This is a genomic window from Ensifer sp. EB106-05-01-XG146, assembly GCF_058791875.1.
Genome location: NZ_JBYTDX010000003.1, coordinates 1,158,703 through 1,173,666 on the forward strand (window position 1 = coordinate 1,158,703; position 14,964 = coordinate 1,173,666).

Below are 14,964 nucleotides of genomic sequence, written 5' to 3' on the forward strand. Positions count from 1 at the left end.
CCGTTTGCCACGCTGTGCGTAGATTAAACGGTAGCCCAAACGTCAATTCGGGAGATGGAGCGATGACATACAAGACTGTGCTATTGGTCGCCGATGCGGACAACTACGATATCGATCTGAGAACCGCGGCGGATCTTTGCGTGGCCGGGAACGCGCACCTGTCCGTTCTTCTTGTGAAGCTTGCCGCCCCTGTGCCACTCGGCGACTACGCGGCGATGTCGGTCGCGTGGCTTGACGTGCGCGCCGGCGATACGGAAAAACTCGGCGACGCCGTCATGAATTCCCGCGCAACCCTGGAAGCACTTGGCATCTCGTTTGATGTCAACGGCTGCTACCCCGAAGAAGCATGGGTTGAGGACGAGATCGGAGAACGGGCACGTTACGCCGACGTGACCTTGATCGGGGCAAGCCTCAAGGCGAGTTCGCGGCTCCGCTCGCACGCCATTGAGGGCGCGCTCTTTCGTTCGGCGCACCCCGTCCTTCTATCTGGCAATCGCCAATCCGTGACGCTGACACCGAAAAAGGTCCTGCTTGCATGGAACTCAACGATCGAAGCGACACGAGCCGCACGCGAAGCGCTTGAGATGATGAAGAACGCCGACAGCGTCAACGTTGTGCTTGTCGATCCCAAGGCTGCGCCGGCAAGGAACGGGGAAGAACCGGGGGCGGATGTCGCGACCTACCTCGCAAGGCATGGCATCGAGGTCACTGTTGACAGGCTGCCAAGCGCTGGGCGTCAGGTCAGCGAGGTGCTTTTGCAGCATGCCATCGACACCGCGTCCGACCTGATCGTCATGGGCGCCTACGGCCATTCGCGGGTACGAGAGCGCATGTTCGGGGGGGTGACCAAGGCCATGATCGAAACACCGGCAGTGCCGGTGTTGATGGTTCATTGAGCCACCGGAACATAAGACAAGGGCTGCGCCGCCGTCGAGCGGCGCAGCTCTTTGCTTCAGGTCTCATTTTCACAGGACGCCCGCCCGGTCATTTCGAGTATGTCGACACTGAAGAACAGGTGCGGGTAATGGCCGGCTATCTCTTGCGGAGCTGGCTTCAACCCGCCCGGTTCCCACCAGTTTGCTCTCTTTTCGAGGAGCGACCAGGCGTGCAGGTACTCGCGGTGCCATTGCCCGGTCGGGGCAAGTTCCTGATAGCGCCCGTAGATCACGACGCTTTTCCACTCGCTCCCGGACACTGCGTCGATCTGCAGGCAGACATTGGGATTCCTGCGCATCCAGTCAATCTTTCGACCGGGCATGGAAAATGCGTAGAGGCAATTTCCGGCGTAGGCATATGTGATTGGCACGACATAGGGCCTATCGTCGACGCAACAGGCAAGGTGAGCCACATGGCCCTCCTCAACGACGCTGCTGCATTCGTGGCGGGACATTTCCTTGACGATCATGATCCACCTCCGTGAAAAGATAGTTCAAGATTAATTCCTTGTGCGCGCGGGCGCTTTGACGCCCCTCAAAGACCGACAGGCGACGATCAAGCATACTGTTGGGATAAACTGGACGAGGAGACTTTTGGAGGTGATAGCCATGAGCGACATCAGTTTACGACAAGATATTCTCGACGAACTCGAGTACGAGCCCAGCATCGACGCCGCAAACATCGGCGTCACGGTCGAGAGCGGGATCGTGACCCTGACAGGTCATGTTCACAGCTTTGCCGAAAAGCACGCCGCCGAACAAGTTGCTCGACGGATCAAGGGTGTTCGAGCCATCGCGGAGGAAATCGCCGTGCGGTTGCCAGCACACAAGAAGACCGCCGATGACGAAATCGCAAGCCGTGTCTTGAAGATTCTCGACTGGGGTGCGGCGATTTCCGATCCGAGCGATATCCAGGTGAAGGTGGAGAACGGGTTCGTTACACTCGCCGGCACTGTCGATTTCTATTTTCAACGCTCGGCGGCCGAACATTCGGTTCGCCAACTCTCCGGTGTAACGGGCATCGACAACCAGTTGAGGATCCGGCCACGGATGGATGTCGTAGACATCCGCCACGGCATCAAGCAAGCCTTGAGGCGGAATGCCGAAATCGAGGCCGAGGACATCGAGGTCGAAGTTTCTGGCAGCCATGTGACCTTGCGCGGGAAAGTGCAAAGCTCGCGAGAGCGTATTACCGCCGAGCAGGCTGCCTGGTCCGCAAAAGGGGTGAGCGGGGTAACCGACTACCTAACGGTGTCCGACAAATAGGCACTTTTCGTAGCTTTACTTTATGGGGCTCATGATGGCCGAACCGATGCCGCTCAGCCTCGCCCGGCGTCAAAAGGAAGACAGCGGCTATATGGGGCTCACGAGCGAGGAGGCCCGTAGGCGATTGGCCATGTGCGGTCCAAACGCCCTGCCCGAACCAAGGGCAGGGTCGGTGGCCGAAACATTCGTGCGCCAGTTCCGCAGTCCACTGATTTACATTCTTCTGGCCGCAGTGCTGGTGTCATTCCTGCTCGGCGATGTGAGGGACGCCGTCTTCATTGGGGTCGTTCTTGTTGCAAATGCCATCGTCGGAACCACTCAGGAACACAGTGCCGGCCAAGCGGCATCGGCGTTGCGCAAACTCGAGCAGCCAAAAGCCAATGTTGTGCGAGACGGACGTTTGGTCGAGCTCGACGCGCGGCTGATCGTGCCCGGCGACCTGGTGGCTCTGGAATCCGGCGGACGCGTGCCGGCAGACATGCGGCTAACCGCAGTTGACGGGCTCTTTTGCGATGAGTCCTTGCTAACGGGCGAATCCGCGCCGGTTGCAAAGTCACCAACCCCGGCTTCCGTCACAGGCGATGAACAACGAAGCTACACGGCATACGCCGCGGCGCTCGTCACACGCGGTCGCGCCCGTGGGGTCGTCTCAGCGACTGGCAAGAACACGGAAATTGGCAAGACCGCAATCGACATCAGCAAGGCACCCCTTGCCAGATCGCCATTGCTGATCCGCCTGGAGGGATTTTCAAGACTCATTGCCGTCGTCGTCGCAACCGTCGTGGTCTTGCTGATAGTTGTCGGGATCGCTCGCGGCATGCCGGCGAGCGAGCTTTTTATGATGGCGGTTGGGTTGGCCGTGAGCGCAATCCCCGAGGGCCTCCCGATTGCGATCTCGGTCGCCTTGGCAATCAGCATGCGTCGAATGGCCAGGAAACACGTCATCGTTCGCCGGATGCCCGCTGTCGAAGCCCTCGGGTCATGCACGATAATCGCAACCGACAAGACCGGGACGTTGACGTTGAATGAGTTGACGGTCACCGACATTCGCCTGCCTGACGGAACCGACCTTTTCTGCGACACGCATGCCGATATCGAGTCCTGCCACATCCGCGGGAAGGATACGTCCCCCGACCAGGCACGTGAGCGTGCGACCGCCCTTCTACGGGCCGCCTCTCTACCTAATGAAGGATCGCTCTTAAGGGGTGAAGATGGGTGGACCAGCGTTGGCGACACGGTCGATGTCGCGCTCCTGGCCGCCGCCCACAAGGCGGGCCTACCGAGACAGTCGATTGAGGATGATTATCCTTTGATAGGCCGAATCCCCTATGAGCCGGAGATTAAATATGCCGCATCGTTTCATCGAGATGGCGATGTGGTGCGTATCTTCGTGAAGGGAGCGGCCGAAACCCTCATCGCAATGTCGGATCGAATGGAGATGAATGGCCGCGCGGTAACGATCGACCGCGAGAGGCTTCTGCGCCACAAGGAAGAGATGGCGGCCCAAGGTTTGCGCGTATTGGCGTTTGCAGAAGGCGAAACGACGGTCGAGGACGATGGCGGATGTGGTCGGCACCTTCTCGCCGATCTGGTTTTTCTCGGGCTGGCCGGCATGCAGGATCCGATCAGACCGGAAGTACCCGACGCGATCCGCAACTGCCACAACGCGGGCGTCCAGGTCGTCATGCTTACCGGAGACGATCCAAAGACCGCCGCGGCGATCGCGGCTGATGCGGGCCTCGCCTTCACCATCGACCAGGTCGTCACTGGCGAAGAGGTGAGCCGGGCCGAGGCGCAGGGGCAAGCAAGCCTCGACGCGCTCGCCCGCCGGGGGCGCATCTATGCACGCATCGCCCCATCGCAAAAACTGGCGCTCGCTCTCGCGCTTTCGCGCAACGGACACTTCGTTGCCGTCACGGGTGACGGGGTCAACGATGCGCCTGCCCTGAAACACGCGCACATCGGAGTGGCGATGGGCCGAAAGGGAACGGACGTCGCCAAAGAGAGCGCCGATATTATCATTACAGACGACAATTTCGCGTCAATCGTCAGTGCCATCAAGGAAGGTCGCGTCGCCTACGCCAACATTCGTAAGGTCATCTTCATGCTCGTCTCCACGGGATCAGCGGAACTCGTGTTGTTTCTTTTTGCTGCCACTCTTGCACTGCCAATGCCGCTTCTACCAGTGCAACTCCTGTGGCTCAATCTTGTCACCAACGGCATCCAGGATGTCGCTCTTGCAAGCGAGGGGCCTGAGGGCGATGAACTCTCCCGTGCGCCGCGCAGGCCGAATGAACCGATCTTCGATCGGGTGATGATCCGCCGCCTCTGTCAAACGACGCTCGTTATGGGAGGCGGAGGTATCGCGACGTTCTATCTCGCTCTAGAACGGGGCTACAGTGAAAGCGATGCCCGCAACATGCTTTTGCTGTTGCTTGTTCTCTTCGAAAATTTCCAGACTTTTGCAAGTCGCTCGGAGCGGAAGTCCATTGTCGCGCTCGGCATGTTTGGCAATCCGCTCCTGCTCTTTTGCATTGCCGCAGCCTTGGGCCTCCACATCACCGCAATGCACGTTCCGCTCCTCAGCGATACCCTTCAGGTTTCAGCGATGAAACCGGCCGAGTGGGCGATGCTCTTGCTTGCTGCCTCTTCGATCCTTTTCATTATGGAATTCGACAAGCGGCGGCTGCGTGGAAAATCTACTGCATAGTTATGACGTGGGTACTTACGCCAGTTGCGGCAGCGACGAGCGAGACGACGCCGAGTGGCACCCAGTATCCTGCTGTTCCGGACAGGATCGCCACGAATATTCGCCCCCCCGTATTGACGAGCGCGGCTGCCAGCACCGCGGCGCCGACAGTCGGCAAGGGCATCGCTCCGCCGACGGAGCGTAACGCGGTCAGTACGGCAACGTCGACGTCGAAGATGCCAGATGCGGCCGATATGCCAATCAAGCTGTTGTTGCCAATCCTCGCAACCACCGCAGCGCCAAGTGTCGCGGTGGCGGCAAACAGACTGGCAAAGACAAGGAGCGGCATCAGTTCAAAGGGATTTCGTGCTTCGACGTCTTGGGCTGCACCGGACACCCTCTTGGCCATCAAGAGACTTCCGCACGCGACGAATACGACGGCTGCCGTCAGCAGTGGCGCCACAACGATCGGAAGCAGCCGGGGGGACAGTGCAAGGACGATGACGAGTACCCGCAGCAGTGAAATAGCCGCCGCGACACTTGCTGCCCCTGCCAGCGGCCGAGCGGGCTCCCCGGCACGCACCTTTTGTCCAAAGCTTGCCGTGACTGCAGTGGACGAGACGATTGCGCCCGTAAGACCGCTGACAAGAAGCCCGCGCGTTGAGCCCAGCAGGCGTGTCGCCACATATCCGGCAAATGAGATGGTCGCACTCAGCACGGTGAGAAACCACACCTCGCGGGGATTGCAGCCGCCCCAAGGGTCGATCGTCCGGTTCGGCAGAAGCGGCAATACGATAGCGGTCATCACCGCAAGAACGAGAGCGGAACGTAGTTCCGGCCAGGTTAGCCGCCTGAGGAGATTGTGAAGAAGTTCTCTGCTGGCAAGAACTGCTGCAAGAGCCGCGCCGCCTGCAGCGGCCGCCTTGTAGTCGCCCGCAACCGCCAGCCCGCCGAGCGAAAAGACGCACAATCCGGCGACGACACCGGTAACACTGAAATCTTCATCGCGCCGAGCCTCACGCAACTTGAACCATGTAAGGCTCATCGAAAACACCAGCAGACCAGCAGCAAACAGGAACGGGCTGTTTTGAGCCTCCGACAGGGCCGCAACGATACCGCCAAGAAGTCCGGAAATCCCGAAAGTTCGAATGCCGGCAGTCCGGCTGCCTTCCGCCGCAGCCCTCTCGCGCCACCCCCGCTCCAAACCGACGAGAAGGCCAATTGCAAGTGCGAGCCCCAAACGAAGGATAAGCGGTTCCATTTGCACTCTCCAAGGGCGGCACACGCGCTGGTATCAACCCATCCCATTTGTGGCCAGCTAACTTCGATCCTGTCTTTGACGACGATCAATGCTTGCGGATTGACAATGCATGACGCTGCTCTGAGAGGAGTTTTCCATGGATGACCATATCCTTGTTGCAACAGATGGATCAGACAACGCGCGCGACGCCGTCGCAATGGCTATAAGGCTTGCGAAGGCGATTGGCGCGCCCCTGACCGTTCTCCACATTGCCTCACCAAATTTTGCAAGCGCAACAGACGGCCCTTCTCGCTCCGGGCGGGTCTTCCCCATCGGCAACATGATCCCGGGCATGCCGAGGCCGGCAGAACTTTCATGCACGTCCGGCGATGGCATCGATGACAGCGCCCTGGCGCTCGGCAAGACAATTGTGGAGCAAGCAATAAACGAGGCACGCGGGCTCGGCGTCGAGAATGTCACTGCGCGGCTGGAAGTGGGGGATTGCGCCCAAACCGTTCTCGACACTGCAACAGAGATCAAAGCAAGCTTGATTGTCGTAGGAAGCCGGGGTCTTGGGCGCGTCAAGAGGATGGTCCTCGGGAGCGTGTCGAAGAAGATAGCCCAGGATGCGCACTGCTCGGTCCTTGTCGTCCGCTGAAGCTTGCGAAGAAGAAACGGTCGGCCTGGTGCAAAGGTGCCTGCGAGACTGACCGCGTTTTTGAATTGAGGAACCAGGCTCTTGAGCGCGCAGCACACAATTGCTCTTCGGTGGCCAGAAGAAGTAACGCCGAAACGTGCGCTTCTTGCTGTGAGCGCTGTCTCCCTGGCAGGGGGCGCGCTTACATGGTTCGCCAACCGTCCCGACCACAGCGCATGGATATGGGGAGTGGGAACGGCAATCATCCTTGCGAGCCTGGTCACGGAGATCGGAACAAGCCTGGCAAAAGCAGAATTCGGCCTGGATTTGATCGCAGCCCTCGCCATGAGCGGCGCGCTTTTGCTGGGCGAGTATTTCGCCGGGATCATCATCGCAATGATGTTTGCAGGTGGGGAAGCGCTTGAGGATTTTGCCCAACGGCGAGCACGCCATGAACTGACGGCACTGCTAGACCGGGTACCGCGCACCGCGGCACGCTTCACAGGCAAGCAATTCGAAGAAGTCGCGATCGACGACATAGAGCCTGGTGACCGGATTTTAGTGCGCAGCGGCGAGGTCCTGGCAGTTGACGGTCGCTTGACAGGCAGCTCAGCAATGCTCGACGAGTCCGCTCTGACAGGCGAGGCCCTGCCGGTCCTTCATCGATCCGGAGAGTACTTGATGAGCGGCTCCGTCAATCCGGGAGATCCCTTCGAAATGGTCGCCTCGCGCGTTGCGAAGGAGAGCACCTATGCGGGTATTGCAAGGTTGGTCGAGGCTGCGAAAAGCGCCAAGGCGCCAATGTCTCGTCTCGCGGACCGTTACGCGCTCGGCTTTCTCGCGGTGACGCTTCTTCTGGCAACGATCGCGTGGGTACTTTCAGGACAGGCGACAAGGGCATTGGCGGTTCTGGTGGTTGCCACCCCCTGCCCGCTCATTCTCGCAGTTCCGGTCGCCCTCATCTCAGGCGTGTCTCGCTGCGCGCGCAAAGGCATCCTCGTGAAGGGCGGCGGTGCCCTCGAAATGCTTGCGCGCGCGAGGACCGTTTTGCTCGACAAGACGGGGACGATAACGGACGGCCGGGCCCGGCTATTGGAGACTAAGGTTCGCAGCGACCTTGCCCCGCAAGAGGTTCTACGGCTGGCAGCTTCGATCGACCAGGCGTCCCGTCACGTCGTCGCCTGCGCCCTTGTCGCCGCCGCCCACGAGCGCGGGCTCGCCCTTTTATCGCCATCCCAACTGAGGGAATCTTCTGGCTCGGGCATCACCGGCCGGATCAAGGAGCGGCAGATAGCCGTCGGCGGATGGGACTTCATCCGTCCCATCATCGATGACACCGATTTCTCGCGCGAGATCGAGATCTGGATCAAGAGGGAGGGCACGGTCGCGGTCGCAGTGGCGGAGGAAGGCGTCCTTGTAGGAGCGTTTCTTCTGGCCGATGAGGTCAGGCCGGAAGCCGGCACGGTTCTCAGGCAGTTGCGCGAAGCCGGCATTGGACGAATTGTGCTTGCTACCGGCGACCGGTCTGATATCGCCAAAAGCCTGGCCGCGTTTCTGGGCATCGACAACATCGTCGCAGAAATGAAGCCGGACGATAAGACGCGATTGGTTGAGACGGAGAGGAGAGCCGGGCCGGTCATGATGGTGGGCGACGGCGTCAACGACGCGCCCGCCCTGGCCGCAGCCGACGTCGGGGTCGCGATGGGTGCCCGGGGGGCCGCAGCGTCGACGGAAGCGGCCGACGTCGTCATTCTCGTTGACCGGTTGGATCGTCTTGTCAGTGCCGTCCACATAGCAAAACGATCCCGGCGGATTGCACTTCAGAGCGTCTACGTCGGGATGGGGCTGTCAATTACAGGGATGATTGCTGCCGCGCTCGGTTATCTCGCGCCGGTCGAGGGCGCCCTTGTTCAGGAGGCAATTGACGTCGTCGCCATTCTGAACGGCCTGCGTGCGCTTGCACACCCGGTTCGCCGATGGGGTCGAGCCAATCAACTGTCACAGCAAGAGCTCCTGGAACTGGAAGCAGAACACCGTAACCTCATGTCCGTCGTCGACGAGATCCGGCACACGACCGAACGGATACAGCATCTGCCCGAACCGGAAACGCGACAACGCTTGGCCGATTTGGATGCGCTGTTGCGTGAGAGACTGCTTCCCCATGAACGCCAAGACGACTGCGTTTTGTATCCGTTGCTTCGCCGACGGCTCGGCGCGTCGCATGCCCTCGCCGGCATGAGCCGCACCCACATGGAAATTCAGCGCCAGGTCCATCTTCTCACCTCCCTGCGCCAGGCGATCGATTTTTCCGGTCTGAAACCGCAGCAACTCTACGAGATCCAACGGCTGCTCCATGGGCTGGAAGCGGTCGTGAGACTGCACTTTGCCCAGGAACAGGAAATCTACCGTGCCCTTGAGGGCGATTGACGAGAGAAAGACCGTCCCCTGAGGAATTGTTCGGGCCCACCCGACTTATCAGTCAAACATAAGCCGGCCGGGCAATGGCAGTGTTCAAATTCGACGTGATCGGGGTCTGACATGGCAACAGAAACAGAAAATCCGTCAATGACGCGTCCGCGATGGAACCTTTCGAGGGCGATAGCACGCCGCATCAGGCCGCTCCGCCCATCTGCGCCCGTTCAACTGAACGAGACCTTTGGGAAATTCATCTGGAATGTCACCGGTCTTCACCAGTTTTACGTCGGCGCAGTCGCCATCGGCGTCACGCTCTTCAACTTCATTCCGATCGAGTTGCAACGCCGAGTTATCGACGAGGCGGTTGCCACAAAGGATATCAGGCGACTTGCTATACTGGGATTTGTCTACCTCGCGGTCCTGGGCGCCTATTCCTGTCTGAAGTATGTGCTTTTTATCTATCAGGGCTGGATTGCCGAAAGCGCAATAAAAACCGCGCGCGACCAACTGGCGCCAGTCGCGTGCAAGCGCGCGAGACAGCCGACCGAAGCAAGCGGACAGACTGCGAATGTTCTTGGCAACGAGGTCGACACCGTGGGCGGGTTCGTCGGGACGAGCATTTCGGAGTTTGTCGTCAACACCAGCATGATGATGTCTGTGTTCGCCTACATGATCTACATGGAGCCGGTGATCGCCCTATTCAGCGTTGGTGCCGTGATCCCTCAGTTCTTCCTCGCCAAGTACCTGCAGCGGAGCCTCAACACGCGAGTCGAGCGGCAAATCGGCCTGGTGCGAAGGCTTGGCGATCAGGCTGTTGACCGTTCGTCGAGAAAGTCGGCTGTACTCCATGCCACGCATCGAACAATTCGGACGATCTTTCAGAACAGGATTGAACTTTATCTGCTGAAATTTGGATTGAAGACCCTGCTTAACATCGCCAACTCGCTCGGCTCGCTGATGGTGCTGCTCGCTGGCGGCTATCTCGTGATCACAGGGCAGACAACGATCGGTACGGTGATGGCCTTCGTTTCCGGCTTCCAGCGCCTGTCTGACCCGACGGGAGATCTTCTCGATTTCTATCGAACCTACTCGCAAGCCAAGGTCCAGTATCGGATGATCGTGGAATGGGTAGCCGGACCGAGCGGCCCTCAGGCATGATAGAGTCCTAAAAGCTTGTTTCAGTGGCTGGACGCAGCCCACGCCCTCCATCGAAACCACACCGTAAACATCACATGTTGGCCGGACCGCCCCCCTTTCCAACACCCTCTAAGGGATTTGCCCGCGTTATCACCTTTCAAACTTGTCAGGGCCGGATAAGAGCACTCTTGATCTCGCCCATCCGTCGATCGAGGGTATTATGTCCAGCTTGCATGATATCAATGTCGAACAGGTGACCGACGACCGCCAATTCTTTCATGAGATCACCAATAAAGAGGTCGATGCGCCTCGTGGCCCCCGCTCCCTCCGACGACCGGTCAACCTCATGATCAATTTCGTGATCAAGTGCGCGGTTGAGCTCAAGGGCGGCCGTCAGGAACCTCTTTTGACATTCGCCAAGGTTAGTCACCGATGCGGCGCCACTGCACGCCACAGTCAGCCGAACGGCCTTGTTCTGAAATTCGCTCATGCTTGCATCTCCGAATGATCCGCTAAATGTGACTTAAACTATTTCAATGGGGAGCCAGCCTGGCACGCTCCATGCTTTCGACCCGGTACCACGGCACTCAAATCGCCAAGGTAGTGATCCTGGGAATGAACCAGAGCATCGCGCTGGTGCCGATGGCGTAGGCCATGGCCCGGCGGGCAAAGGCGGGGTGGAAACCGATGGCGGCGCGCTCCGCCCAGGCAATCGCCAGCGCCGTGGCAACGAAGAGGATCTGTCCGGCCTCGACGCCCAGGTTGAAGGTCATTAGGCTCAGCGACACATCCGATTGCGGCAGGCCGATCTCCTTCAGGGCGCCGGAAAAGCCGAAGCCGTGCAGCAGGCCGAAGGCGAACGCGACTACCCAGGGATGAGCTTCGGAGAGACGCACCTCGTTCGGTCTCGCCTTCAGCAGTTCGCTCGCAACGAAGGCGATGCTGAGGGCGATCGTCGCTTCGACCGGTTTCTGGGGAAGGCTGAAATAGCCGAGCGCTGCGCCGGCGAGCGTAATGCTGTGGGCGACGGTGAAGGCTGTGATCGTCTTGAACAGCATAAAGCGATCATGGATCAGCAGCATCAGTGCAAGGACGAAGATCAGGTGATCGAAACCGAGCAGGATGTGTTCTACACCGAGCAGGAAATAGGTCCGGGCGACTTCGAGGCTCGTCTGTGCACCGGCCGCCGTGAAGGAGGGTGCATCGGGCATCAGGCGCGCCACCTCTGTGCCGCCGTTCTGATACTCGATGCGCACCAGCGCTTCGGTCAGCGTCGCTTTGAGCCCATTGACGGCAATCTCGCCATTGCGCAATCCCCCCGCGCAATCGACGACCCGGCGCTCCAGATAGGCGCTGCCCTCGAAGGACCGTATCGGCGCGACCCTTTCGGCGCATTGTTTCGGCAGATGCGCGTCAAGCGCCAGCCGCATCCGGCCTTGCGCCGGCACCTTCCAGAGGACGGTGAAGGCGTCGGGCGCCGTTTCGCGGATGTCGAGAAATGCGGGACGAACCTCATGGGCCACGGCTGGGGTGCCGAAGAGCAGGAGGAGTGGCAGGACGAGAAGGGCGCCAAGCTTTCTCAATGGTTGCCTCCCACAGGCGCGGGGGCTTCGACGCTCACCTCGTAGCGGGCCAGCAATGCGCCGAAGCGTTGCTGCTCGAGTTCTGTGCGTCTCGCATTCTCCCACTCTCGTGCGACCTCGTCGCGGATGTCGGCGAGCTGCGGCACTTGACCCGGCGTGCGTTCCGTCACCCGCACCAGATGGAGGCCGAAGCTGCTCGTGATTGGCCCCATCCACTCACCGAGCGGTGCCTTTTCGAGCCCGTCGGCCAGCGCACCGCCGAACATCTGATCAATCGCCGCCCTGCTCGTGAGTTCGACGGTCGCGGGAAGCAGCGATGTATCTCCAAGCTGCGCCGGATCGGCCATGTCGTTGCTGCGGAGTTCCGCAAGTAGGATATCGGCGTCTTTGGCGATGGTATCGGCGTGCCGTGCCGGATTTAAGAAGACCTGTTCGAATGCCAACTGCGCATCGGTGGCAAAGGCCGCCGGATGGGCCACGAGATAGGCTTCCAATTCCGGATCGGTGACTGTCACCGGGGCGGCTTCGGCGGCGTTCAGGAACTCCATCTTCTGGCGCAGACGGCGGCGCACGACCGTGTCGTCCCGGTCGAGCCCGAGCTCGAGCGCCTGGCGCACCAGAATCTCTTCCTTCACATAGTCGTCGATCATGCCTTTCAGCTCGTCCGTCGTCGGCGGGCGCTGCCAGGTCTTGGAAAAGACCGTGACCATCTGCTCGATTTTCGAGGCACCTACGACGATTTCTTCAGGCGCATCAGCGCCGCCGCGCAGAAGATTATGGACGGCGAAAATCACAAGCGTCAACGCGAGGAAGTGGACCAGCGGCTCTGCCAGGATACGTTTCAACATACCCTTCTCCGTTCGCTTGACGGATGGCGATCGGCGCACGCGCCGTGCGCCCGCCCACGGGTCGCCGTCCCTTTTCCGGATCATGGCGTGTACCAGATCGGCGAGGTGTAAGCGCGCTCGGTCACGGTCATGCGCGTGCCTTCCAGCGGCTTCGTTCCGAAACGCTTGGCATCGTAGGCCGTCCAGCGCGGCGTCGGGATTTCAAGGACGCGACCATAGTAGAATGCCTTTTGTTTCGGATCGAACTGCGGATCCTTCCAGACCGCGATCAGTTCCGGCGCGCCGATGGTGTTGGTCCATGTGGCGTTGGCGACATCGACTGTATCGCCGACCGATGGCACCTTGCCGTCTGCGCCCGGCTTGCGATCGCCACCCCAGGCGACATCATAGACCTGTTCGTGCGTCTCGCCGTTGTCGTCGAGCCAGCCCTTGACGATCTGGTAACGGTCGAGATTGGCGCCGATCGGATCGCGCAGCGCGGCAACGAGAAATGTCGGGGCTTTGCCCTCGGGCGCGGCCGTCAGGTCACCTCCCATCGGCACGCCCTTGGTATAGCCGATGGCGCCGGGGTTGCGGTTTTCGGCGTCCGCCGGCCCGAAGTCCCAGCCGCCGAAGAAACGCACGAGCATGCGCGGCCCGGTCGTCGCATAGGTCTCCTTGCGCTGCATGGCGTCCCAGATGGATTCGCGGGTGTTTTCTTCAGCCCACACCGCCGCGTAACCCGAAGCGCCGACTTCCCAGTCCATCACGGTGATGTTGGTCTTGGCGTCCTTCACAAAGGTCGCCGTTAGCCGTTCCGGGCTCGGCTCCTGCGGGGTCGTTTTGCCAAAGAAGTTCTCTTCCTCCATCGCCGCCAGGCCCGTATGCGAGTCAGAGCTGCCGACGAGGCCAAACTTGTAAGGATTGGTGCCGAGTTGAGCCTCGAGCCTGAGACCATTCATGAAGGCCGAGCGTGCATATTCGAACTCCAACATCTCCGGCGTTTTGCGCTCGCTGGCATCGAGGTTGCCGAAATCCCAGATCTCGAAGTTCGCGAACTCGTCATTGGGCGAAAGCGCCGGGTGCGCCTCGCCGGTTCCCTTCGTCTGCGTCGTTTCGTAGAGTCGTTCCCACCGGGCGCGCTGCTCGACATAGTCCTTGTCCACTGGCTTGCCGGTGAAGGATTCGATCATGGGGAACATGCGTCCATTGGAGAGGTTGCCGTTGTGGGCGATCGCCAGCACATTGCCGCCGGTCTTGTCCTCGTAGGCCTGCATCCACTTCCACAGATCGCGCGGATTGTCGCTGCCGAGCGGCTTCAGGGTCGTGTAGGGCACGACCTCGCTCGCCTTGTCAGCGTTGTCACGGAAGATGACGTTGCGGTGCAGGTTGTTGCCCGCCGTGTTCGAGGTCCATTCATAGCCGATGAAGGCGGTGAAGCGGCCGGGCTCGTTGTATTCCTCGGCCGCCTTGATCGTATCCTGCCAGGCATTCTTGTAGGGGCGGGTATCGGGTCCGTAGATCATCGAGGTCGGCAAGGTACCCTTGCTGAAGCTGAAGATGATCTCAAGGGCGGCCTTTCCACCCTGGCCGGACTTGATCATCTCGTACCAGGTCCTGGCCTGCGGGTCGGCGATGACGTCCGGCTTGCCGGCAAACAGGTCCGGGAACATGCCCATATTGTCGGAATGGTCGGCGACCACGAGGAAGTCGAGCGGGCGCGACAGCCGGGCCGGCTGGCCGCTCGACGCCATGACCTCTTCGCCGCGGGCAAACCGATAGGCGTCGCGCGGGGTCAGCCGCGCGCCGAAGGCCCCGGCGTCGAATGAGGCTCCGGTGTGAAGATGCGTGTCGCCGAACAGCGGGCGGGTCGGAAAATTGCGGCCGACATAGGGAGAGTAGGGCGGCTTGGCCGCAAAGGCCTTTTCGGCCTTGGCGGGGTCCAGCGTGCCGGCGTCGCCATGTTCCTGCGCGGCCACCGAGAGTGCCGGACCGAGGCTCAAGATACTTGCAAGGATGAATTTCGCAGAGCTGTTTTTCATTGCTCCCCCTCCACGCCGGCACGGTCGTATCGCGAAAGTCCGGCTTTCCGCCTTCAACCATCGCACACAGGAGCAAGTTCGACTTTGACACCGATCAAAATCACGATGGCCAGATCGCAGGCAACGCCTACCTGCGCGGTCGGGCCGCCGCCTCGGTACTCGAATGCGCGACCGACCCCTGCAGGAGCTCGGT

Annotated in this window: 12 protein-coding genes; 6 read left to right on the forward strand and 6 right to left on the reverse strand. The window is 60.4% G+C overall.

The annotated features are described in order from the left end of the window. The first annotated feature begins 62 nt into the window (after positions 1-62). Positions 63-896 (forward strand): universal stress protein, encoded by an 834-nt coding sequence (locus AC3WVQ_RS34070; RefSeq protein WP_192445702.1) that lies wholly within the window; start codon positions 63-65, stop codon positions 894-896. Positions 897-952: 56 nt separating this feature from the next. On the opposite strand, the gene AC3WVQ_RS34075 is transcribed toward AC3WVQ_RS34070, so the two are convergent. Beyond that, the gene (locus tag AC3WVQ_RS34075; protein ID WP_192445703.1) at positions 953-1,405 is read right to left on the reverse strand and encodes a pyridoxamine 5'-phosphate oxidase family protein; all 453 of its coding nucleotides are present in this window, start codon (positions 1,403-1,405) and stop codon (positions 953-955) included. A 139-nt stretch (positions 1,406-1,544) separates the two neighbouring features. On the opposite strand from AC3WVQ_RS34075, the gene AC3WVQ_RS34080 reads away from it, so the two are divergent. Further along, positions 1,545-2,201 carry a BON domain-containing protein gene (locus AC3WVQ_RS34080; protein WP_192445704.1) on the forward strand — a complete coding sequence of 219 codons (657 nt, stop codon included), beginning with the start codon at positions 1,545-1,547 and terminating at the stop codon, positions 2,199-2,201. A gap of 34 nt (positions 2,202-2,235) precedes the next feature. Next, on the forward strand, positions 2,236-4,911 hold the full coding sequence (locus AC3WVQ_RS34085; RefSeq protein ID WP_404526995.1) for a cation-translocating P-type ATPase: 2,676 nt from the start codon (positions 2,236-2,238) through the stop codon (positions 4,909-4,911). On the opposite strand, the gene AC3WVQ_RS34090 is transcribed toward AC3WVQ_RS34085, so the two are convergent. Beyond that, complete coding sequence (locus AC3WVQ_RS34090; RefSeq protein WP_404526962.1) at positions 4,901-6,151, reverse strand: MgtC/SapB family protein; 1,251 nt, start codon at positions 6,149-6,151, stop codon at positions 4,901-4,903. The genes AC3WVQ_RS34085 and AC3WVQ_RS34090 overlap by 11 nt on opposite strands. A gap of 136 nt (positions 6,152-6,287) precedes the next feature. Between AC3WVQ_RS34090 and AC3WVQ_RS34095 the strand changes: the two genes are divergently transcribed. The 3 genes from AC3WVQ_RS34095 to AC3WVQ_RS34105 all read left to right on the forward strand — a co-directional run bounded on the left by AC3WVQ_RS34095 (position 6,288) and on the right by AC3WVQ_RS34105 (position 10,340). Beyond that, on the forward strand, positions 6,288-6,788 hold the full coding sequence (locus AC3WVQ_RS34095) for a universal stress protein (RefSeq protein ID WP_192445707.1): 501 nt from the start codon (positions 6,288-6,290) through the stop codon (positions 6,786-6,788). 165 nt (positions 6,789-6,953) lie between these two features. Beyond that, positions 6,954-9,194, forward strand: a complete 2,241-nt coding sequence (locus AC3WVQ_RS34100; protein ID WP_192445732.1) for a heavy metal translocating P-type ATPase — start codon at positions 6,954-6,956, stop codon at positions 9,192-9,194. A gap of 111 nt (positions 9,195-9,305) precedes the next feature. After that, positions 9,306-10,340, forward strand: a complete 1,035-nt coding sequence (locus AC3WVQ_RS34105; RefSeq protein ID WP_192445708.1) for an ABC transporter transmembrane domain-containing protein — start codon at positions 9,306-9,308, stop codon at positions 10,338-10,340. Positions 10,341-10,485: 145 nt separating this feature from the next. Here AC3WVQ_RS34105 and AC3WVQ_RS34110 read toward each other — a convergent pair whose 3' ends face one another. The 4 genes from AC3WVQ_RS34110 to AC3WVQ_RS34125 form a co-directional block, all read right to left on the reverse strand. Further along, positions 10,486-10,809, reverse strand: a complete 324-nt coding sequence (locus tag AC3WVQ_RS34110; protein ID WP_192445709.1) for a hypothetical protein — start codon at positions 10,807-10,809, stop codon at positions 10,486-10,488. 97 nt (positions 10,810-10,906) lie between these two features. Next, on the reverse strand, positions 10,907-11,902 hold the full coding sequence (locus AC3WVQ_RS34115) for a HupE/UreJ family protein (protein ID WP_192445710.1): 996 nt from the start codon (positions 11,900-11,902) through the stop codon (positions 10,907-10,909). Further along, positions 11,899-12,750 (reverse strand): peptidyl-prolyl cis-trans isomerase, encoded by an 852-nt coding sequence (locus AC3WVQ_RS34120; RefSeq protein WP_246810486.1) that lies wholly within the window; start codon positions 12,748-12,750, stop codon positions 11,899-11,901. The genes AC3WVQ_RS34115 and AC3WVQ_RS34120 overlap by 4 nt, the downstream gene beginning before the upstream one ends. Before the next feature lie 80 nt (positions 12,751-12,830). Then, positions 12,831-14,771, reverse strand: a complete 1,941-nt coding sequence (locus tag AC3WVQ_RS34125) for a DUF3604 domain-containing protein (RefSeq protein ID WP_192445711.1) — start codon at positions 14,769-14,771, stop codon at positions 12,831-12,833. Positions 14,772-14,964 lie beyond the last annotated feature (193 nt).

Bases quoted from the DNA above. Each gene is read 5' to 3' on its own strand.
- AC3WVQ_RS34070 (WP_192445702.1), top strand. From the start codon at position 63: ATGACATACAAGACTGTGCTATTGGTCGCCGATGCGGACAACTACGAT.
- AC3WVQ_RS34075 (WP_192445703.1), bottom strand. From the start codon at position 1,405: ATGATCGTCAAGGAAATGTCCCGCCACGAATGCAGCAGCGTCGTTGAG.
- AC3WVQ_RS34080 (WP_192445704.1), top strand. From the start codon at position 1,545: ATGAGCGACATCAGTTTACGACAAGATATTCTCGACGAACTCGAGTAC.
- AC3WVQ_RS34085 (WP_404526995.1), top strand. From the start codon at position 2,236: ATGGCCGAACCGATGCCGCTCAGCCTCGCCCGGCGTCAAAAGGAAGAC.
- AC3WVQ_RS34090 (WP_404526962.1), bottom strand. From the start codon at position 6,151: ATGGAACCGCTTATCCTTCGTTTGGGGCTCGCACTTGCAATTGGCCTT.
- AC3WVQ_RS34095 (WP_192445707.1), top strand. From the start codon at position 6,288: ATGGATGACCATATCCTTGTTGCAACAGATGGATCAGACAACGCGCGC.
- AC3WVQ_RS34105 (WP_192445708.1), top strand. From the start codon at position 9,306: ATGGCAACAGAAACAGAAAATCCGTCAATGACGCGTCCGCGATGGAAC.
- AC3WVQ_RS34110 (WP_192445709.1), bottom strand. From the start codon at position 10,809: ATGAGCGAATTTCAGAACAAGGCCGTTCGGCTGACTGTGGCGTGCAGT.
- AC3WVQ_RS34120 (WP_246810486.1), bottom strand. From the start codon at position 12,750: ATGTTGAAACGTATCCTGGCAGAGCCGCTGGTCCACTTCCTCGCGTTG.
- AC3WVQ_RS34125 (WP_192445711.1), bottom strand. From the start codon at position 14,771: ATGAAAAACAGCTCTGCGAAATTCATCCTTGCAAGTATCTTGAGCCTC.